This is a genomic window from Microbacterium meiriae, assembly GCF_032364335.1.
Taxonomy (GTDB): Bacteria; Actinomycetota; Actinomycetes; order Actinomycetales; family Microbacteriaceae; genus Microbacterium; species Microbacterium meiriae.
The window spans coordinates 2,834,570-2,854,196 of sequence record NZ_CP133984.1 but is presented as its reverse complement, the minus strand read 5'-3'; the positions used below and the strand labels follow the sequence as shown (position 1 = coordinate 2,854,196).

At 72.4% G+C, this 19,627-nt stretch carries 16 protein-coding genes; 6 read left to right on the top strand and 10 right to left on the bottom strand.

The window, feature by feature from the left end:
- Nucleotides 1–2 precede the first annotated feature (2 nt).
- Together RI211_RS13900 and RI211_RS13895 are read right to left on the bottom strand one after the other, a co-directional pair.
- On the bottom strand, nucleotides 3–278 hold the full coding sequence (locus RI211_RS13900; protein WP_280564945.1) for a hypothetical protein: 276 nt from the start codon (nucleotides 276–278) through the stop codon (nucleotides 3–5).
- The gene (locus RI211_RS13895) at nucleotides 275–1,837 is read right to left on the bottom strand and encodes a PspC domain-containing protein (protein ID WP_315638394.1); all 1,563 of its coding nucleotides are present in this window, start codon (nucleotides 1,835–1,837) and stop codon (nucleotides 275–277) included. The genes RI211_RS13900 and RI211_RS13895 overlap by 4 nt, the downstream gene beginning before the upstream one ends.
- Nucleotides 1,838–1,952: 115 nt before the next feature.
- On the opposite strand from RI211_RS13895, the gene RI211_RS13890 reads away from it, so the two are divergent.
- Together RI211_RS13890 and RI211_RS13885 are read left to right on the top strand one after the other, a co-directional pair.
- Entirely contained in the window at nucleotides 1,953–3,179 is a 1,227-nt protein-coding gene (locus RI211_RS13890) for an ATP-binding protein (protein WP_315638395.1), read from the top strand.
- On the top strand, nucleotides 3,172–3,831 hold the full coding sequence (locus RI211_RS13885; protein ID WP_315638396.1) for a LuxR C-terminal-related transcriptional regulator: 660 nt from the start codon (nucleotides 3,172–3,174) through the stop codon (nucleotides 3,829–3,831). Before RI211_RS13890 ends, RI211_RS13885 begins: the two co-directional genes overlap by 8 nt.
- A 6-nt stretch (nucleotides 3,832–3,837) precedes the next feature.
- On the opposite strand, the gene RI211_RS13880 is transcribed toward RI211_RS13885, so the two are convergent.
- The 5 genes from RI211_RS13880 to RI211_RS13860 form a co-directional block, all read right to left on the bottom strand.
- Nucleotides 3,838–4,245, bottom strand: coding sequence for a DapH/DapD/GlmU-related protein (locus RI211_RS13880; protein ID WP_025102471.1), 408 nt, complete (start codon nucleotides 4,243–4,245; stop codon nucleotides 3,838–3,840).
- 81 nt (nucleotides 4,246–4,326) lie between these two features.
- Complete coding sequence (locus RI211_RS13875; RefSeq protein WP_315638397.1) at nucleotides 4,327–5,100, bottom strand: DNA-formamidopyrimidine glycosylase family protein; 774 nt, start codon at nucleotides 5,098–5,100, stop codon at nucleotides 4,327–4,329.
- The gene (locus RI211_RS13870) at nucleotides 5,100–5,897 is read right to left on the bottom strand and encodes an EI24 domain-containing protein (RefSeq protein ID WP_315638398.1); all 798 of its coding nucleotides are present in this window, start codon (nucleotides 5,895–5,897) and stop codon (nucleotides 5,100–5,102) included. Before RI211_RS13870 ends, RI211_RS13875 begins: the two co-directional genes overlap by 1 nt.
- A 47-nt stretch (nucleotides 5,898–5,944) precedes the next feature.
- On the bottom strand, nucleotides 5,945–10,528 hold the full coding sequence (locus tag RI211_RS13865) for an ATP-dependent helicase (protein WP_315638399.1): 4,584 nt from the start codon (nucleotides 10,526–10,528) through the stop codon (nucleotides 5,945–5,947).
- A 150-nt stretch (nucleotides 10,529–10,678) separates the two neighbouring features.
- Complete coding sequence (locus RI211_RS13860; RefSeq protein ID WP_315638400.1) at nucleotides 10,679–12,361, bottom strand: ABC-F family ATP-binding cassette domain-containing protein; 1,683 nt, start codon at nucleotides 12,359–12,361, stop codon at nucleotides 10,679–10,681.
- A gap of 283 nt (nucleotides 12,362–12,644) precedes the next feature.
- Here RI211_RS13860 and RI211_RS13855 point away from each other — a divergent pair, with 283 nt between their 5' ends.
- Nucleotides 12,645–12,920 (top strand): glycine zipper domain-containing protein, encoded by a 276-nt coding sequence (locus tag RI211_RS13855; protein WP_315638401.1) that lies wholly within the window; start codon nucleotides 12,645–12,647, stop codon nucleotides 12,918–12,920.
- Here RI211_RS13855 and RI211_RS13850 read toward each other — a convergent pair.
- The gene (locus RI211_RS13850; protein WP_315638402.1) at nucleotides 12,893–13,573 is read right to left on the bottom strand and encodes an alpha/beta hydrolase; all 681 of its coding nucleotides are present in this window, start codon (nucleotides 13,571–13,573) and stop codon (nucleotides 12,893–12,895) included. The two genes, RI211_RS13855 and RI211_RS13850, sit on opposite strands and share 28 nt — an antisense overlap.
- Nucleotides 13,574–13,639: 66 nt before the next feature.
- Here RI211_RS13850 and RI211_RS13845 point away from each other — a divergent pair, with 66 nt between their 5' ends.
- Together RI211_RS13845 and RI211_RS13840 are read left to right on the top strand one after the other, a co-directional pair.
- Nucleotides 13,640–14,245 (top strand): DUF4916 domain-containing protein, encoded by a 606-nt coding sequence (locus RI211_RS13845; protein ID WP_268776644.1) that lies wholly within the window; start codon nucleotides 13,640–13,642, stop codon nucleotides 14,243–14,245.
- 223 nt (nucleotides 14,246–14,468) lie between these two features.
- Complete coding sequence (locus RI211_RS13840) at nucleotides 14,469–16,247, top strand: sunset domain-containing protein (RefSeq protein WP_315638403.1); 1,779 nt, start codon at nucleotides 14,469–14,471, stop codon at nucleotides 16,245–16,247.
- 90 nt (nucleotides 16,248–16,337) lie between these two features.
- Here the strand turns inward: RI211_RS13840 and RI211_RS13835 are convergent, their stop codons facing one another.
- Entirely contained in the window at nucleotides 16,338–17,405 is a 1,068-nt protein-coding gene (locus RI211_RS13835; RefSeq protein WP_315638404.1) for a threonine aldolase family protein, read from the bottom strand.
- A 60-nt stretch (nucleotides 17,406–17,465) separates the two neighbouring features.
- On the opposite strand from RI211_RS13835, the gene RI211_RS13830 reads away from it, so the two are divergent.
- Nucleotides 17,466–18,905 (top strand): MFS transporter, encoded by a 1,440-nt coding sequence (locus RI211_RS13830; RefSeq protein WP_315638405.1) that lies wholly within the window; start codon nucleotides 17,466–17,468, stop codon nucleotides 18,903–18,905.
- A 16-nt stretch (nucleotides 18,906–18,921) separates the two neighbouring features.
- Here RI211_RS13830 and RI211_RS13825 read toward each other — a convergent pair whose 3' ends face one another.
- Complete coding sequence (locus RI211_RS13825) at nucleotides 18,922–19,581, bottom strand: SDR family NAD(P)-dependent oxidoreductase (protein ID WP_315638406.1); 660 nt, start codon at nucleotides 19,579–19,581, stop codon at nucleotides 18,922–18,924.
- Nucleotides 19,582–19,627: the final 46 nt, after the last annotated feature.

Sequence of the window (19,627 nt, the reverse complement as noted above, 5' to 3'; positions counted from 1 at the left end):
GGCTACTCGGGGTCCTCCGAGTCCTCGGCGGGGGAGTTCCGCTGAGTCCGGCGGACCAGCCCGGCGACACCGCCCACGAGGAACAGGGCTCCCGCGGTGAGGAGCACGATCGTGAGCAGGGTGGCGGGAGTCATCGTCCCCACGCCGTCGGCCAGCGCGGCGCGGCGATCCGCGTCGGCGAGGAACCACAGCGCCCCCGCGGCGATCGCGGCGAAGGTCGTGCCCCAGATGATGGATGCCCAGCGCACCCGTGGTGCGGTGATGGTCTCGGTGCTCATTCCTGGCCCTCCTCGGGCTCCTGCAGGGTCACGACGATGACGCCGCTCGACTGGTCGATGGTCACGGGCTGGATCGTGGAGGGGCTGCCCTCCTCGGCGGAGATGTTCGCGGTGAGGACGTTCTCCTCGCCCCGTGGCCGGGTCGAGATGACGCCGGTGTCCATGACCATCGGGTCGTCCGGATCGACGCGGAGCCAGCTCACCTCCACGGCGTCGCCGACAGTGCCGCGGAGCTGCAGCTGCACGCCGGCGTCGACGAAGATCTCGGTCCGCCCCGATCCCTTCTCGATCTCGATGGGGCGGGGGCCGCCGTCGTGCGGGTGGAGCTGCAGGTACAGATCACCGAACGGCTGTCGGACGTGCGCCTCCTGGTTGTTCGTGAGCGAGGCGTACCCGAGCGTGAGGCCGGGCATGGTGGACAGGAAGCCCGTGAGGAGACCCGCGGCCAGCGTCAGCACGGTGAGAAAGGCCAGCCCGCCACTGCGGCGACGGAGGGCTCCGGCCGTGATCATCGCCAGGGCCAGGACCAGTGCGCCGGACAACAGCCCCAGCGCGCCGCCGAGGGCTTCGCCGACGGCGAGTCCCACCCCGGCGCCGACCACGATCGCGAGGCCGACGGCGGTCATGACGAACGGGAAGCCGGCGCGCGGGTTGGACGCGCGGCGGAGGCGTCGGCGCTCCGCGGCCTCGGCGGCGAAGACGGCGGCTTCGGCCTGACGCTCCCGGCGGAGCTGGTCTCGCGCGGCGCGCTCCGCATCCTGCTGCTGACGGCGCCAGGCCTGATCCTGCTCCTTCCACGCGGCATGCTGCGCACGCCAGGCTTCCAGCGCGGCGGGGTCCTGGGTGCCCGGAGGCAGGGGGGCCGGAGGTGCGGGGATGGCGAGGACGTCGTTCGGGAGTTCGGCGGGGAGCGTCGTCGGGGGAGGCGCGTCCGTCGCCGCGGGAGGAGTGGCGTCCGCCCCCGTGGCGGGACCCGAACCCGCGAGGGGGGCGGACGCGGCCGGGGCCGCCGGATCTGCGGAAGCCCCCGGCAGATCCGGCGCGGAAGCGCCCGGGGTGCGGCGCGCGGCACGCACGATGAGGAAGAGCAAGGCGGCGGCGAGCACGAGCCCGACCACCCAGGTGAAGGTCGACAGTGCCGACCAGCCGTCGTAGCCGAGTCCGAACAGGCGCCCGGTGAGCGGGGCCGTCGGGAAGAGGCCGATCACGGCGAGGGCGAGGATGCCGAGCTGCACGGGGTCGTACCGACGCTGCAGCAGATCGCGCAGGTGCACGCGGCCGTCGACGTCCGGCAGCACGGCCCAGGCGAGGGCGTACAGGAACAGGGCCGGAAGACCGAAGAGGGCCGCGACGACGAGGACCCCGCGCACGATCAGCGGATCGATGCGCAGCCGGATCGCGATGCCCGCGGCCACGCCGCCGAGCCACCCGTCGGTGCGGACAACGCCGAGGCCGGCGACCCACAGCAGGAAGCGGTCGGCGCCGCGCGGTGCGCGAGGGGTGTCCGGCGTCGACGGGGCGGGCTCGGCGGGCGGCGGCGGAGCGGTCGGAATCGTCATGAGTCGATCCTCGCGGTCGCCGGCGCCGTGAGGCCATGGGGGGATCCCCTGAGCGCACCCTGATTCCGCGCCCGGGAGGACCCCGAGCGGGGGGACAGGATGATTGGATGACGGTATGTCTTCCGCCGTGTCCGCGCCCGCCTCCCCGGCACCGGCGACCGCGCGTCCGGCCCTCACCCGCGACCGCGACGCCCTCGTGACCGGAGTGAGCGCCGGGCTCGCGCGGCACCTCGGAGTGCACGTGGGCCTGGTGCGGGCGCTGTTCGTCGCCCTGACGCTCTGCGGGGGTGCGGGCGTGCTCCTGTATGCGTGGTGCTGGACGTTCATGCCGTGGGCGGAGGGGGCCTCCGCGCCGACGCGACGCCTGCCGGTCGCGTGGCTCCTGCTCGCGCCCGCCGGCGTCGGCGCCCTCGTCATCGTGGTGTGGCGCGGGGGCAGCGACTGGCTGAACGGCTCGATCCCTCCGGGGACGGCGGCCGTGGTGGTCGGCGGGACCACGCTGTGCGCGACCGCCTCCGGGCTGTGGGCGACGCTCATCGATCGCACCGACACGGCGCGTGGCCCCCGGCACACCACCACCGTCCGCATCCTCGCGGTGCTCATCCTCGGCCTCGTGGTCCTCCTGCTCCTCTCGTGGCCGATCGCCCGCTCGGGCGTCGTGCTCGTGCTGCTCCCGCTGACCGGGCTGGTCGCGGTGGTGGCCTCGGCCCTCATCCCGCGATGGCGGGAACTCGCCGGCGAGCGGGTGCGTCGCATCCGCGAAGAGCAGCGCAGCGTCATGGCCGCCCACCTGCACGACTCCGTGCTGCAGACGCTCGCCCTCATCCAGAACCGGGCCGGGGCGTCGAGCGAGGCGGCCCGCCTCGCCCGGGCGCAGGAACGGGAGCTTCGCGCGTGGCTCTACGACGGGGACGCCCCGGCGGACAGCGACCTGCCGACCGACCTGCGCGACTACGCAGCGGCGCTGGAGATCGACCACCCGGTCCGGATCGACGTGGTCTCCGCCGGGCTGTCGGCGGAGCGGGCGAGCGGCGAGCTGGCCGCCGCGGCGCGCGAGGCGATGCTGAACGCCGCGCGGCACGCCGGCGGCGAGATCTCGGTGTACATCGAGGGGCGCATCGATGGGGTCGACGTGTTCGTCCGCGACCGCGGTCCTGGATTCCGGCTCGACGAGGTGCCCGGCGACCGGCTCGGCGTGCGGGAGTCGATCATCGGGCGCCTGCGTCGCGCGGGTGGCACGGGTTCGGTGCGCAGCGACGACGCCGGTACCGAGGTGCATCTGCGCCTGCCCACTACCTCGTCCCTCGAGTGGGGCACCGTCCGGCAGGAGCCCCGTGGCTGACCGTCTCCGCGTCGTGATCGTCGACGACCACTCCATCTTCCGCTCAGGCCTGCGGGCCGACCTCGATGCGAGCGTCGAGGTGGTGGGCGAGGCCGCAGACGTGCCCACGGCGATCGCCGTGGTCGCGGAGACGGTGCCCGACGTGGTGCTCCTCGATGTGCACCTTCCGGGCGGCGAGGGTGACGACGCGACCGGCGGGGAAGCCGTGATCCGAGGGACGGGACCGACGACGACGCGCTTCCTGGCCCTCAGCGTCTCCGATGCCGCGGCCGATGTCGTGCGGGTCATCCGGGCCGGTGCGCGCGGCTACATCACGAAGGGCTCGTCAGGCGGCGAGGTGAGCGCCGCCGTGCACGCCGTCGCCGAGGGGGACGCGGTGTTCTCGCCGCGGCTCGCGGGATTCGTGCTCGACGCGTTCGGCGCCGTGGCCGGCGAGACCGCCACCGCGACCGACGAACTCGACCGCCTCTCCTCGCGCGAGCAGGAGGTGATGCGGTTGATCGCCCGCGGCTACGCGTACAAGGAGGTCGCCACCGCCCTCTTCATCTCGATCAAGACCGTCGAGACGCACGTGTCGTCGGTGCTGCGCAAGCTGCAGCTCTCCTCCCGCCACGAGCTCACCGCGTGGGCGTCGGAGCGGCGCCTGCTCTGAGAGCGGTCAGGCCGCCAGCCAGAGACCCTTCTGATCGGTGGCGACGGTGAGCCCCGCCGCGACCGTCTCGTCGTCGCCGATGCGGGCGCCCCGCACAATGCGGGCCCCGGCCCCGATGTCGGTGCGGACCCCGACGTGCGCGTGGTCGCCGACCGCCGCGCCCTGGCCGACGTGCGCGTGGGCGTCGATGTACGCGCCCTCGCCGATCACGGCGTCCTCGTCCACCCACGCACCGCGGGCGACGATGGCCCCCGCTCCGACGCGTGCTCCCGGTTCGATGTAGGCCCCCGCCTCGATGTGCGCCTTCGGATGCACCTTGGCGCCATGCGCGACGAGACCGCGACCGTTGGCGTGCTTGCGGTACCGCAGCGTCGCTCCGTGGTCGTTCTCGATGTCGACGTAGTTCTTGCCCACGATTCCTCCCGTGCTCCGGAGTTCTCCGGATATATCAACAACCACGAGAGGGGGAGATTCATTCCCGCGGATGGATACGGCTCAGCGCTGGCACCGGGGGCACCAGAACGTGATCCGCTCTCGGGTGGGATCCGCCCCCAGCTCCCCGCGACGGATGAGCGTTCCGCAGCGTCGGCAGGGGCGTCCGGCGCGTCCGTAGACCCACGTGGCCTGCCCGGGGCGGTCGATGCCGGTGAAGGTGCGATTGCGGCGGTCGCGGTTCGCGTGGATGGTCCGTACGCCCAGGTCGAGGAGGGCGGCCACGTCGACCTCGGGAGTCGGCGTGGTCGGCAGGATTCCCCGGAGGAACAGGAGTTCTGCCGCGTACTCGTTGCCGAACCCCGCGACGTTGCGCTGATCGAGCAGGGCGACGTGGATGGCCCGGGTGTCGGCGCCGAGCCGCCGTGCGGCCTCGATCGGATCCCAGTCGGCCGCGAGAGGGTCGGGGCCGAGGTAGCCGACGAGGTCGTCCTCGTCGCGGGTGGGGACGACCTCGACTTCGGCGATGTCCACGCCCACGGCCTCGCGTTCGGCCGTGCCGACGATCGCCCGCACCTTGAACGCGGGATGCCGCCACTTCTCACCGGGCCGGTACACGAACCACGCACCGTCCATGCGCAGATGCGAATGGAGCGTGCTCTCGCCGATCCGCAGCAGCAGGTGCTTCCCGCGGGGGACGGCGCCCTGCACCCGCTGGCCGGTCAGATCGAGGGTCGCGAAGCGCGGAACGCGGAGGTCGAAGCGCGTGACCTCCCCGCCGGCGAGGGCCTCGTCCAGGCGGCGTGCGGTACGGAAGACGGTATCGCCCTCGGGCATCAGGCGATCCCGGGTGTGCGGTCGTGCGGCACGGCCGCCGGCGCCGTCGGCTGGGCGGCGGCGAGTGGGGTGCGGGCCTGCATATCTCGCGCCAGCATCGTGCTCCCCGCGACCGCGGCCGGCATCACGGCGACGGCACCCCCGGGGATCAGGAAGCACAGCTGGGTCGCGACGCCGAAGCCGAGCACGCGGGCGCGACTGCCGGAGAACAGCGCGGCGCGCGCGGCGGGGCTGAGGTCACGGGCGTCGAAGGCGCGACCGGTCAGCTCCCGCGCCAGCAGGCGGCCCGTGAGGACGACACCGGAGACCGCTCCGAGGACACCGCCGACGCCGGGCACCAGACCGATGAGGAGCACGAGGAGCGCGATCAGGATGCCGAGCACGACGAGCCGGAGGCCCTCGCCGACGGTCGTCCAGAAGCTGCCGCCATCCGCAGGAGGCGGGTTGCCGAGGTCCTTCTCGACGGCGTGCCAGATGCGCTGGTAGAACGGGTCGCCGATCGTGAGGGTGAGAGCGCTGAACACGGAGCTGGCCAGAGCGAGTGCGGCGGCGACCACGACGAGGCCGACCGCGGTCCGCAGGACGCCGCGCCAGGGCTCCACCCAGCCGTCGGCGAACGGGGTGAGCCAGGCTGCCAGCGCGGGCATCGACAGGATCAGCGGCACGAGGACGGCGGCGAGGAGGACGAGCGCGATGATCGCGGGGACGAGCCCGAGCGCCATCAGCCCCGGACGGGTGCGCCACACGCCGAACCCGCGGAACAGGGTGCGGACGCCGGCGGCGAACTCTCGGATCATGGCTCCAGGGTAGGGGTGGGTCGGTGGTGGTCGTGGTGATGCCGGGGTCAGACGGCCTTGCGGAGGGTGAAGCCGCGCGGCGTCTGCACGAAGCCCGCCTCCTGCAGAGCCCGCCCGAGGATCGTGCCGTACACCCCCTCGCCGTTCACCTTCTCGACGGTCAGGGTGTCGAGGCGGCGGTCCCTGGCTGTCGTCGCGAGGTCGGCGGCGGCGGCCTGCAGCACCTCCTCGTCGTCCGTGAAGCACAGCACGGTCCGTCCGCCGCGCTCGAGCGACAGAACGAGCGCGCCGTCGACGAGCACCACGAGCCCGCCGGCTTTGCGCCCCGGGCGATGCGAGACGCCCTCGAGCTTCGGCCACCCGAGCGCCGCGCCGTAGGGGTTCGCGGGGTCGGTGGCCGCCAGGGTGACGGCCTTCCGCGGCGGCGGATCGGCGAGACCGGCGTAGGTCCGCAGACGGTCGACCGTGGCCGATGCCGCGAACTGTGCGGCGCCGAGCTTCTCGATCACGTAGCCGCGGCGGCAGTGCCCCGCCTCCTCGAACCCGGCCAGCACACGGTACGCCTGCGCGAAACCGCCAGGCACGCCCTCCGACTGCACGGCCCCGCGGGTGACGACGCCATACCGGTCGAGGAGCAGGCCGGCGGTGACGGTCGCGCGGCGCGCCGGGTCGGTCTCGACCTCGGGGAGCAACGACCAGCGTCCGCCGATCGAGGTCGGTCGAGGAGCCGTGCGCGTGAGGGACATGCCGCGATAGGTGCGCGCACGCGGAGCACGGCGCTTGACCTTATGGGCCTGGGAGCCGCCGGTCAGCAGCGAGCGGATCGGCGCGAACGTGTCGTTCGTCACATGCCCCGACCAGGTCAGAGACCACAGCGCCTCCAGCACGGACTGCTCGTTCTCGGCGCCGGTCATCTCCTTGAGCTGCGCCGCGAAGTAGGCGCCGCCCGCCGCGAGGGCTGCGAGGAGGCGCGCTTCGAGCGACTCCGCGGCGATCTCCGCGTCCGGATCGGGCAGCGTGAACGGGGCGAGATCGGCGGGGTGCAGCGAGACCCACCCGTCGCGCCCGGGGAGCGTGCCGTGTCCGGACCAGATCACCTCGCCCGCGGCCGTGAGCTCGTCGAGCATCGCCGGGGTGTAGTCGCGCACCCGCGATGGCAGGACGAGCGACTCCCAGGCGCTGGCCGGGATCGGGACGCCGGCGAACTGCTCGATCACCGTGAGCACGCCGTCGATGCCCTCCAGGGGGCGACCGAGATGCTGCCAGTCCGGAAGGAAACGCGCGTACGCCTCGGGCGAGACGGGTTCGACGGATCCGCGGATCGCCGCGAGCGACCGCATCCGCAGCCGCCGCAGGACCTCGGAGTCGCACCACTCGAGGTCGTCGCCGCTGCCGGCCGCGGTGGGGAGGAAGTACCCGCTCGTGAGGCGGCCGTTCGTCTCCAGGCGCTGCAGGGTGTGCCGCGCGACGGCGGCGCCGAGGCCGAACCGCTCGGCGACGGCCGTGGTCGTGAAGGGGCCGTGGGTGCGGGCATGACGGGCCACGAGGTCGCCGAGAGGATCCGCCAGGGGCTCGAGGAACGCGACGGGGATGCCGGTCGGCAGGGCCGCGCCGAGCGCATCCCGCAGGCGCCCTGCGTCCTCGATCGCGGCGACCCTGGACACCCCGGCGATCGTGACCGGGATGGCCCGCCGCGCGGTCACGAGGTCGTCGAGCAGTGCCGCCGCGGTCGCCCCGACGGTGGAGTCGGGATCGAGGCGCGCGGCGACCTCGTCGGCATCGAGCGGGCCGAGCAGCCGGAGCAGGTCGGCGACGCCCTCCAGGCCGCGCGCCCGGCGTTCCGGATCGAGCCGCTGGGCCTCGCGCTCGAACTGGGCGATGACGTCGGGGTCGAGGAGCTCGCGCAACTCGACCGTGCCCAGCAGCTCGCCCAGCAGCGCCGGGTCGACGGAGAGAGCGGCGGCGCGGCGTTCTGCGAGCGGTGAGTCGCCCTCGTACATGAACGCCCCGACATAGCCGAAGAGGAGGTCGCGCGCGAAGGGCGACGGCTGCCCCGGCTGCGTCTCGACGAGGCGGATGCGGCGGTCGGCGATGCTCGTCGCGAGCTTGCGCAGCGACGGCAGATCGTAGACGTCCTGCAGCACCTCGCGCAGGGTCTCCAGGATGACGGGGAAGGTGGGATGCCGTCGCGCGACCTCCAGGAGTTGCGCCGAGCGCTGGCGCTGCTGCCACAGCGGCGTCCGGCGGTTGGGGTTCGTGCGCGGCATGAGCAACGCCCGCGCGGCGCACTCCCGGAACCGCGAGGCGAACAGCGCCGAGCCGCCGACCTCCTGCGTGACGAGCTGTTCGAGCTCATCCGGATCGAAGACGAACAGCTCCGCGCCGGGCGGTTCCGACTCGGCGTCGGGGATGCGGACGATGATGCCGTCGTCGCTCGCCACCGCGGAGCCCTCGACGCCGAGGCGCTCTCGCACCCGTGCGTTGATCGCCAGCGCCCACGGCGCATGCACCTTCATGCCGTACGGGGAATGGAGGATGACGCGCCAGTCGCCGACCTCGTCGTGTCCGCGCTCGACGGTCAGCGTGCGGTCCGTCGGCAGGGTGCCCGTGGCCTCCCGCTGCTCGGAGAGGTGGGCGAGGAGGTTCGCGCGCGCCTGCTCATCGAGTCCGGCGGCGATGAGGCGCTGCTCCGCCTTCTCCGGCTTCGCCGCGGACACCTCGCGGGAGAACGCCCCCAGGGCCTCGCCCAGCTCGAACGGACGCCCGATGCCGTCGCCGTGCCAGAACGGGACCTTTCCCGGCTGGCCGTAGGCGGGGATGACGTTGACCCGGTCGTGGGTGATCTCGGCGATGCGCCAGCTCGTGGTCCCCAGGGTGAACACGTCGCCGACGCGGGACTCGTAGACCATCTCCTCGTCGAGCTCGCCCACTCGGGCGCCCGTGGACTCGCCCGCCACGAAGACGCCGAAGAGCCCGCGGTCGGGGATGGTGCCGCCGCTGGTGACCGCGATCCGCTGTGCGCCCGGGCGGCCGGTGAGCGTGCCGGCATCGCGATCCCAGACGAGTCGCGGCCGCAGCTCGGCGAACTCGTCGGAGGGGAAGCGGCCGGCCAGCAGGTCGAGCGTGGCCTCGTAGGCGGAACGGGGGAGTGACTGGAAGGGGGCGGAACGGCGGACGGTCTCGAACCACTCCTCCACGCTGATGGCGCCGAGGGCGCTGGCCGCGACGGTCTGCTGGGCCAGGATGTCGAGCGGATTCCGCGGCACCTGGATCGCCTCGATCTTCCCCGCCAGCATCCGCTCCGTCACGATCGCGGTGTGCAGCACGTCGCCGCGGTGCTTGGGGAACAGGGCCGCGCGGCTGATCTCGCCGACCTGATGCCCGGCGCGACCCACGCGCTGGAGTCCGGAGGCCGCGGACGGCGGCGCCTCCACCTGGATCACGAGGTCGACGGCACCCATGTCGATGCCGAGTTCCAGGCTGCTCGTGGCGACGACGCACCGGAGCACGCCCGACTTCAGCTCCTCCTCGACCTGCGCACGCTGCTCTTTCGACACCGAGCCGTGGTGGGCCTTGGCGAGCACGGGATCGGCACCCGCGGTGGACCCGGCCTGCGCCATCATCGCAGCGGGCACGGTCGGCTCCGGAAGCGCGACGCCGATCCGCTCCGCGTAGATCTCGTTCAGCCGTCCGGTCAGCCGTTCGGCGAGGCGGCGGGAGTTCGCGAAGACGATGGTCGAGTTGTTCTGGAGGATGCGGTCGACGATCGCCTCCTCGACGTGCGGCCACACCGACCCGGTGACCTCGGTGTACTCCGCGTCGATGCCCGGCGCCTCCGGCGGGGCCCCGGGGGGCGGCGGCGGGTTGGTCATGTCGTCCATCGGCACGACGACGCCGAGTTCGAAGGTCTTCGATGCCGGCGGGGCGACGATCTCGACCGGATCCCCGCCGCCGAGGAAGCGCGCCACTTCGTCGATGGGGCGCACGGTGGCGGACAGGCCGATCCGCTGCGCTGCGGTCTCCGCGCCGTGGGAGCGACGGAGGGCGTCGAGGCGCTCCAGGCTGACCGCGAGGTGCGCGCCGCGCTTGGTGGCGGCGACGGCGTGCACCTCGTCGATGATGACGGTGTGCACGTCGCGCAGCGTCTCGCCCGCCCTGCTCGTGAGCATCAGGTACAGCGACTCGGGCGTGGTGATGAGGATGTCGGGCGGATCGGACACGAGCTTGCGCCGATCGCTCGATGTCGTGTCGCCCGAGCGGACGCCCACCGTGATGCCGGGGGCGGTGAGGCCGAGCCGCCGGGCGGACTGCCCGATGCCGATGAGTGGCGAACGTAGGTTGCGCTCCACGTCCACGCCGAGGGCCTTGAGCGGGGAGATGTAGAGGATCCGCGTCCGGGACCCGTCCTTCTTCGGCTCCTCCGGCGCGTCGGCGCGCTCGCGGAACACGCTGTCGATGGCCCAGAGGAACGCCGACAGCGTCTTGCCGGATCCTGTCGGCGCCACGACGAGGGCATGCTTGCCGGCGGAGATCGCCTCCCACGCGCCCGCCTGGGCCGGTGTGGGTGCGGTGAAGGCACCCCGGAACCAGTCCTGTGTGGCCGGGGTGAAGCGGTCGAGCACGTCGCTCATGCCTCCATCATTCCCGACCCCACCGACATCCGGCTCGGACCTTGACAGCCCCCTCTCCCGCCCGCACGACCCGGTCCCGCCCGCACGACCGAACCGTGGTTCCGGTCGTGCGGGCGGACAAGGGTCGTGCAGACGGAATGGATGACGAGGTCACACCACCTCCTGCAGCACGCCGTCCGCGTCGATCTCGAGCGTGAGGTCGAGGTCGAGTCGGGAGAGGAAGGCGTCGTCGTGACTCACCACGAGCACCGCGCCGCGGTAGGCCCGCAGCGCCTCGACGAGCTGGTCGACCGTGTCGAGGTCGAGGTTGTTCGTCGGCTCGTCGAGGACGACGAGGTGCGGAGCCGGATCCGTGAGGAGCAGCCGGGCCAGAGCGACCCGGAACCTCTCCCCGCCGGACAGCGCGGACACCGGACGGTCGGCCGTCCCGCCCCGGATGAGGAACCGCGCGAGCCGATTGCGGAGCTCCTTCTCCGGGACCTGCGGTGCTGCGGCGGCGACGTTCGCGAACACGGAGAGCCTCTCGTCGAGACCGTCGACGCGCTGCGGGAGGTAGCCGATCCGGTCAGTGAGCGCCTCCGCCCGGAGCTCCGGCCGTTCACAACTCAGGAGATCGCGCCCGATCTCCGCCTCCGGCGTCGGATTCGGACGTTCCGGCGCCTCTTCTCCTGAGTTGTGCACGGCCCCGTCGACCAGCCGCTCCAGCAGGGTCGTCTTGCCGGCGCCGTTGCGTCCGACGAGGGCCACGCGCTCCGGACCCTGGATCACCCACGACCGCTCGGGCCCGCTCAGCTCGGCGATCCGCCGACTCCGCGACACGTCGGGGTCCGGCAGCTCGATCTTCATCGAGGCGTCGGACCGCACCCGCCGTCCCGCCGCATCGTGTGCCGCGCGCGCCGCGTCCTCCTTCGCGCCGACCTCGGTGCGCAGCTTCCCTGCGGACACCTCGGCGGCCATCTTCCGACCGTGCGCGATGATCTTCGGAACGCGCTTCTCGACCTCGGCCTTCTTGGCGGTGCGGGCCCGGTGAGCGAGCTTGACCTCCGCTTCGATCCGCTGCCGCTTCTCCTTGCGGAGCACCTGGGCGGCGGCGACCTCGGCCTGCTTCGCCGCGTCCTGTTCCGCATCCAGCCACGCGCGCCATTCGGAGTACGGCCCGCCGAACACAGAGAGGTTCCGTCCGTAGAGCTCGGCGGTGTCGTCCATGAGCTCGAGCAGTGCGAGGTCGTGGCTCACGACGATGAGCGTGCCCTTCCACGACTGCACCATCGCGGCGAGGGTGGCCCTGGCGTCGCGATCGAGGTTGTTCGTCGGTTCGTCGAGGAGCGTGATGGGTGCCCGCCGCAGCCGGATCCCGGCGATCGCGACGAGCACGGCCTCCCCGCCGGACAATTCGCCGACCGTGCGGTCGAGGAACGCGGGGGCGAGCCCGGCCTCCGCGAGGGAGGCCTCCGCCCGTGCCTCGATGTCCCAGTCGTCGCCGACCGCGTCGAAGTGCGCGGGGTCGACGTCGCCCGCCGTGATGGCGCGCACGGCGTCGAGGGCCGCCGTCACTCCGAGGAGGTCGGACACCCGGCGGTCCACGTCGAGCGTGAGCTGCTGGGGGAGGAAGGCGACCTCGCCCGAGGTGTTGAGGGATCCGGAAGTGGGCTCGAGTTCCCCGGCGATCAGTCGGAGCAGGGTGGACTTGCCGGCGCCGTTGCGGCCGACGAGGCCCGTGCGCCCTGCGCCGAACGCTCCGGAGACGCCGTCGAGCGCGACCGTGCCGTCCGGCCAGGTGAAGGAGAGCCGGTCGAGGACGACCGAGGCGTGCGAGGAAGAGGGGTGTGACATGGGGTGTCTCCTGTCGAGTGCGAGGGTGCACTGACACCGAGCCCCTGCCGGGCCGTGGAGTCACGGAAGCGGAGGAGGGCGTCTGCCGGGGAGTCGGCGATCGTCGGGTCAGCGCGCGAGAAGAGGGGCGCGGAGTCGACGATTCAGATCAAAGGACTTCCAGACACGGCGGACAGGACGCCACGACGATACCCGGGCGTGTCGCGTCGTGCAACTCCCGGGCGTGTCGCGGGTCCGTCGCGCGTGGGATGCGGGGGTGCTCGCGGGCTTCTACCGTGGAGGCATGGCAGACGATCGGAACCCCAGCCCGGAGGAGATGCGCGCCAGGACCGGCCTCGGCATCGGTCTCGCGCTCGGCGTGGCCATCGGTGTCTCGATGGGGATGGCGCTGGGCAACTGGGCCCTCGGCATCGGCATCGGCCTCGCGATCGGCGTCGCGTTGTCCGTGGCCTTCCGCGGTTCAGGGGGCGGCGCCGGCGAGGGACCGGAGGGCACCGACGGTGTCGACGACCCGGACTCCGGCGACGGCACTCAGGACGGGCGCGGCCCCTCTGCCTGATCCGCGTCGATCCCCGCGACCCAGGTCGTGAGGAAGCGGTGGACGTCGCCGAGCTCCTCCTCGGAGATGCTGTGGGTGAGACCGCTGTAGACGCGACCGGAGAGGGTCGTGTGCGCGGGGAGCCATTGCGCCGTGTGGGCGATCAGCGGTGCGGGGATGACGTCGTCGTGCGTGCCGCGGCCCCAGAACACCGGAGGGCTGACCTCCGCCAGATGCTCGTCCTGGGGAAGGGCGTCCGGGGCGGCGTACCCGCTCAGTGCGACGACCGCACCGAACCGCTCGGGCGCGAGCCGCAGGGCTTGGAGGGATACCGCGGCACCCTGGGAGAACCCGAGCAGCGCCACCGACGGCGCGTCCGCCGCGGCCTCGTCGAGCCAGCGCAGGAACGCCTCGGCCGCGAGGGTGACGGTGGCGGAGCTGCGTCCGTCGAGCCCCTCGATCGGGTACCAGGAGCGACCGGGGGTCGGCCACGGCGGGGCGAGCGGAGCAGCGACCGAGGCCACGGCGATGCCGGAGGGCAGATACGGGACGAGGCCGAAGAGGTCGTGCTCGTCGGCGCCGTACCCGTGCAGCAGGACGAGCAGCGGGAGCCCGGCGGGGTCAGGGGGCGACCAGCGCGTCGCGGCGGCGTCGATCGTCAGGTTCTCGGTCACACCGTCATCCTGCCAGGGCTCGCGCCGGTGCTCCCCATCGACGAGGACGGCTGGTAGAAAGGAGGCATGGCGGTGCGCACACCCGATCCGGAGCCGGAGCCCGACGACGAGGGCCTCGGTTCGTTCCGCGACGCGAACCCGCCGAGCCCGGACGCGAACCCGGGCTGGCTGAGCGACGTCGAGCTGGAGGAGGCGCGGCGCCACCTTCCGATGCTCTACGTCGAGGCGATCCCCGTGCGCACGGACGGCTCCGGCCAGGTCACCGAGATCGGCGTGCTGCTGCGCTCCACCCCGCTCGGCGAGATCACGCGCACGATCGTGTCGGGCCGCGTGCGCTTCGGCGAGACGATCCGCGACGCGCTGTTCCGTCATGTCGAGAACGACCTCGGTCCCATGGCCTTCCCGCTGCTGCCGCCGCAGCCGCTGCCGTTCACGGTGGCCGAGTACTTCCCGATCCCGGGGGTGAGCGCGTACCACGACGACCGTCAGCACGCCGTCTCCCTCGCCTTCGTGGTGCCTGTGACCGGTACGTGCGAGCCGCGTCAGGACGCGCTGGAGGTGACGTGGTTCTCCCCGGAGGCCGCGGCCTCCGATGCCGTCGCCGCCGAGATGGAGGGCGGCCGCGGCACCCTCATCCGGCACGCGCTCGCCAGCCTCGGCCTCCTCCGCTGACCTTCGCCTCTCATCCTTCCGCCCAGACCCCGGCTTCCCGCCCACACCCCGGGCTCGGCCCGTGCGGAACGCGGGGTTTCGACGGCGGCCCGGGGTCTCGGCGAAAGGGGCAGGAATCCGAGCTTGTCCTCGGAGCGCGGGAGCGGTATCCATGACGAAGGTGATCTGTTCAGAACGCCCTGATCCGCGCGGTCGTCGACCGCGTCCGTCCCGAAGGATGCTCATGGCGTTCGCCGCTCCTCTCCGCACCCTCCGCGCGCTGGCCGTCACGGTCGCCGCCGCGCTCCTCGCCTCCGGGCTCGTCTTCGTCGCGGCACCCGCCAGTGCGGCGACGGCGTCCGACCCGGCCTTCCCCGGGGTCGCCGAAGCGCTTCCCACGGCAGTGGAAGCGGCCGCGGAGATCGCCGCCGCTCCCGGTGAGACGGATCCGGACGGCACCGCCGTCGTCTCCGGACAGGTCACGTTCCCTGACGGCACCGATCTGAGCACGGGACGGACCTTCGTCGCGGCCTATGCACCCGGGGCGGATGCCGGTTCACCGCTCGCGGCCGTCGGCGTGACAGACGGGTCGTACTCTCTGCGCGTCCCGCAGGGCGACGTCGTCCTCGGTGTGGTGTCGGAGGGACGCGCCGTCTTCGATCAGGGGGGCCCGCAGGCCGGCGAGGTCGTGTCTGTGGGGCCCGACGGGTTCGTGCGCGACGTGGGGCTCGAGCGCTCCGCCCTCGTCTCTGGGCGCGTCACCGCGCCGACCGGCGTGGACATCACCGGGCAGCGGGTCGTCGTCGCCGTCTACCCGGTGGCCGGCGCCGGAGCCGCGGTCGCCGCCGCCAACGTCGTGACGGACGCGGGTACGTTCGCCGTCGGCGGGCTGCCGGCGGGCGAGTATCGCGTCGCCTTCGTATCCTCGGTCGCGGGCGCGGTCTCGGAGTGGTGGCAGGACGCACCTCGATTCGAGAAGGCGCGGCCGCTCGTGCTGGCTGCAGGGGAGGCGCGGCCGGGGATCGATGCCGCGCTCGAGGCGCTGCACCGCTTGGAGACCTCGGTGCCCACGATCAGCGGTACGCCCGTCGTCGGACAGACCCTTCGAGCGCTCCCGGGGGCCTGGACCGCGGGTGCCGCGCTCAGCTACCAGTGGTACGCGAACGGAAAGGCGATCACCAAGGCGACGGCCTCCTCCCTCGCGCTGACGACAGCGCACGCGGGGACGCGCATCACCGTCAGGGTGACCGGGAAGAAGGCCGCCTTCGCGTCGGCGACGGTCGGCTCGGCTGCGACGGCCGCCGTGCTCCGCCCGCTCGTCGCCCCGACACCGTCGATCACGGGCACGCCCACCGTCGGGCAGACCCTCAAGGTCAGGACCGGAACCTGGACGGCGGGGACACGGCTGACGTATCAGTGGTACATCAACGGTGCCGCTGTCGCACGAGCCACCGCGGCCTCGTTCACGCTTCCGTCGTCGGCGGCCGTGAAGACGGTGACCGTCGTCGTCTCCGGGACCAAAGCCGGGTACGCCGCCGCATCACGGCGCTCGAAGCCGACGGCCGCGGTGAAGGGGATCCTGTCCGCGCCGGTCCCGCGGATCACCGGATCCGCGATCGTGGGGTCGCGCCTCACGGCCGTCCCGTACACCTGGACGAGCGGCACCCGGCTGAGCTACCAGTGGTACATGAACGGGCGAGCGATCTCCCGTGCGACCGGCTCGTCGCTCGTCGTCACCCCGGCCATGGTGAAGGCGAGGATCACGGTCCGGGTCACCGGCACGAAGAGCGGCTACATCTCCGCTGCACGGACGTCGGCTCGGACGGCCGCGGTCGTCTATCCGGGGCGCACCACGCCGATCTCGACCTGGAACTGCCCCGCCTGGGCTCCCATCAAGGGCAACGCGCAGTCGATGATCTATCACGTGCGGGGCGGGGCTTCCTACGCGAAGACGAAGCCGGAGGCGTGCTTCTCCACGGAGAGCGCCGCCGTCAAGGCCGGCTACCGCAAGGCGAAGCGCTAGGCGACCTTCTCCCGCCGAGACCCCGGCTTCCCGCCCACACCCCGGCGTAGACGCGCGAGCACCCCGGGGTCTCGACGCGAACCCGGGGTGTCAGGGGCGCGTGAGGCGGGCGAGGGCGTCGACGAAGGCGTCCACGTCGGACTCCTCGGTGTCGAAGCCGCACATCCAGCGCACCTCGCGCCGCGCGGCGTCCCAGTCGTAGAAGCGGAACACGTCGCGGAGCTGATCGGCGACGCCCTCCGGCAGAGTCGCGAACACGCCGTTCGCCTGCGTCGGCTGCGTGAACTCCACTCCGACGATCGACCCGTCGGCGAGACCGTCCTCGATCCGCCCGCGGAGCCGGGCCGCCATGGTGTTGGCGTGCCGGGCGTTGCGCAGCCACAGGTCGCCGTCGAGCAGGGCGATGAGCTGCGCCGAGACGAACCGCATCTTCGACGAGAGCTGCATGTTGAACTTGCGCGCGTAGTTGAGGCCGACGGCGGCCTCCGGGTTCAGCACGACGATGGCCTCGCCGAGCATCGCGCCGTTCTTCGTGCCGCCGAAGGTCAGCACGTCCACCCCGACGTCGGTCGTGAACGCCCGCAGCGGGAGGTCGAGGGCGGCGGCCGCGTTCGACAGGCGCGCGCCGTCGACGTGGAGCTTCATGCCGCGCGCGTGGACGTGATCGGCGATCGTGCGGATCTCGTCCGCCGTGTACAGCGTGCCGAGCTCGGTGGACTGCGTGATCGAGACCACCAGCGGCTGCGCGCGGTGCTCGTCGCCCCAGCCCCAGGCCTCGCGGGCGATGAGGTCGGGGGTGAGCTTGCCGTCGTCGGTGGGGACGGTGAGGAGCTTGAAGCCGCCGATCTTCTCGGGCGCTCCGCCTTCGTCGACGTTGATGTGGGCGGTCGAGGCCGCGATCACGGCACCCCAGCGCGGCAGCATCGACTGCAGGCCGGTGACGTTCGCCCCGGTGCCGTTGAACACGGGGTACGCCGCAGCGGTGTCGCCGAAGTGCGCCTGGAACACCTCCTGTAGGCGGGCGGTGTAGGCGTCCTCGCCGTAGGCCACCTGGTGGCCCCCGTTCGCGGCCGCGAGGGCCGCCAGGACCTCGGGGTGGATGCCGGAGTAGTTGTCACTGGCGAAGCCCCGGATGGCGGGGTCGTGCGGGATGCTCACCGGACAAGCCTAATCGCCTTCCCCTACCGGATGTCGGAAGCCCGCTCTACCCTCGAACCCATGGAGCGCAGCGCGGCGAAGACCGCTTTCGCGAACGTCCTCGTCAACACGTTGATCGCCAACGTCACGACGAGCTTCCTGTGGTTCGCCCTCACGTTCTGGGTCTACATCGAGACCCGGTCCGTGCTGGCCACGGGCATCATCGGTGGTGCGTACATGCTGTTCGTCGCGTTCTTCGCGATGATGTTCGGCACCATCGTCGACCGGCACCGCAAGCACCGCGTCATGCTGCTGTCGAGCGTCATCTCCGCGGCGGCGTTCCTCGTCGCAGGCGTGCTCTACCTCTGGCAGCCCGAGGCCTCCCTGCTCGACCTCGGCGGACCGTGGTTCTGGCTCTTCTCCGGCGTCATCCTGTTCGGCGGGGTGATCGAGCAGCTCCGCAACATCGCGCTGTCCACGACGGTGACGTTGCTGGTGCCGGAGGAGAAACGGGCCAACGCCAACGGTCTCGTCGGCACCGTTCAGGGGATCGCGTTCCTCGTCACGAGCGTCTTCTCCGGCCTGTCGATCGGCTTCCTCGGCATGGGGTGGACGCTGGGAATCGCGATCGCGGCGATGGCCCTCACGTTCGCGCACCTGCTGTTCATCCGGATCCCGGAGGCGGAGCCCGAGGTCGATCCGGAGGCGAAGAGCGCCGTCGACTTCCGCGGCAGCGTCCAGGCGATCCGCCAGGCGCCCGGACTGTTCGCGCTCATCGTCTTCTCGACCTTCAACAACCTCATCGGCGGCGTCTACATGGCGCTCATGGATCCGTACGGACTCACGCTGTTCGACGCGCAGATGTGGGGGTTCGCCCTGGCCTTCGCCTCGACAGGTTTCCTCATCGGTGGGGGACTGGTGGCCAAGTTCGGCCTCGGCAGGAAGCCCGTCCGCACGATGCTCCTCGTCGTGATCGCGATGGGGCTCCTCGGCGCGATCTTCATGCTGCGCGAGTGGTGGCCGCTGTACGTCCTCGGCATGTGGGTGTACATGGCGCTCGTGCCGCCCGTCGAGGCCGCGGAGCAGACCGTGATCCAGAAGGTCGTGCCGTTCGCGCGCCAGGGACGGGTGTTCGGCACCGCGGCCGCGATGGAGGCGGCGGCGGCTCCGATCACCGCCTTCCTCATCGCCCCGATCGCCGAGTTCCTCGTGATCCCGTACATGGACAGCGCGCAGGGGCAGCGGCAGTGGGGGTGGCTCCTCGGCGAAGGCGAGGCGCGGGGCATCGCACTGATCTGCCTCTTCGCGGGGCTGATCATGGTGGTCGCCGCGAGCCTGGCCTTCTTCACCCGGTCGTACCGCACCCTCACCGAGCTGTACGCCACCGCCCCGGATCCGGCACCGGAGGAGGCGCACGCTCAGGATCCCGCCGTCGACGACGCGGAAGGGGTGAACGACAGGCCGGACACGCATCGCGACGCCCCGCCGATCGTCCCCGGGATACCGCCCGAGTCCCGGTGACGGCGCGGACCGGGACTCAGCCCAGGTCGAGCACGCGGTCGTTGAGGTCGGCGGCGCCGGTGTCCCAGAGTCCGACGAGACTCGCGGCGAGGGCATCGGGATCGAGCGCCTTGGCGCGGAACACGACGGCAGCGGCGCGCAGCGGTTCGTCGGCTTCGCGGGCCGTCTTGGCGTACCCCTGGGCGACGGCACGGGTCCAGGCTTCGCTCGCCGCCTTGACCGCCGCGTAGTTCGCTCCGCCGGCGAGGGGCCGTGCGACGGCGGTGGACGACACGATCGCGAACCGTCCGGCGGCCGAGGCGCGGAGACGGCCGTCGAAGGCCCGGCTCGTCGCCCGCACCGCTTCCAGCGCCGGGAGCAGCGCCGCGAAGTCCTCGTCGGTCTGCCCGGCGAGTCCGCCTCCACCTCGCCAGCCGCCCACGAGGGGCACGACCGCATCGACCGTCTCGAGCCGCCCGGCGAGCGCCGTCATGTCGGCGAGGGAGGTCGCGTCGGCGACCGCCGTCTCGGCGCCCGCCTCGGCCAGGGCGCGTAGTCGCTCGGACGTACGGCCGGTGGCGACCACCCGGGCGCCGGCATCGCGCAAGGCCCTCGTCGCGGCCAGTCCCGCTGCGCTCGTGGCCCCCGCCAGCACGACCACGCGGCCCTGCGCTTCCCGGCTCGTCGGCGTCGTCATGCGGTGTCCTCTCGGTCGGAGATGCCTCTGCGGCCGGACCCGGGAT

Coding starts and splice junctions, on each gene's coding strand:
- RI211_RS13840 (WP_315638403.1), top strand. CDS start 14,469: ATGGCGTTCGCCGCTCCTCTCCGCACCCTCCGCGCGCTGGCCGTCACG.
- RI211_RS13860 (WP_315638400.1), bottom strand. CDS start 12,361: ATGTCACACCCCTCTTCCTCGCACGCCTCGGTCGTCCTCGACCGGCTC.
- RI211_RS13830 (WP_315638405.1), top strand. CDS start 17,466: ATGGAGCGCAGCGCGGCGAAGACCGCTTTCGCGAACGTCCTCGTCAAC.
- RI211_RS13895 (WP_315638394.1), bottom strand. CDS start 1,837: ATGACGATTCCGACCGCTCCGCCGCCGCCCGCCGAGCCCGCCCCGTCG.
- RI211_RS13900 (WP_280564945.1), bottom strand. CDS start 278: ATGAGCACCGAGACCATCACCGCACCACGGGTGCGCTGGGCATCCATC.
- RI211_RS13825 (WP_315638406.1), bottom strand. CDS start 19,581: ATGACGACGCCGACGAGCCGGGAAGCGCAGGGCCGCGTGGTCGTGCTG.
- RI211_RS13865 (WP_315638399.1), bottom strand. CDS start 10,528: ATGAGCGACGTGCTCGACCGCTTCACCCCGGCCACACAGGACTGGTTC.
- RI211_RS13855 (WP_315638401.1), top strand. CDS start 12,645: ATGGCAGACGATCGGAACCCCAGCCCGGAGGAGATGCGCGCCAGGACC.
- RI211_RS13870 (WP_315638398.1), bottom strand. CDS start 5,897: ATGATCCGAGAGTTCGCCGCCGGCGTCCGCACCCTGTTCCGCGGGTTC.
- RI211_RS13890 (WP_315638395.1), top strand. CDS start 1,953: ATGTCTTCCGCCGTGTCCGCGCCCGCCTCCCCGGCACCGGCGACCGCG.
- RI211_RS13875 (WP_315638397.1), bottom strand. CDS start 5,100: ATGCCCGAGGGCGATACCGTCTTCCGTACCGCACGCCGCCTGGACGAG.
- RI211_RS13845 (WP_268776644.1), top strand. CDS start 13,640: ATGGCGGTGCGCACACCCGATCCGGAGCCGGAGCCCGACGACGAGGGC.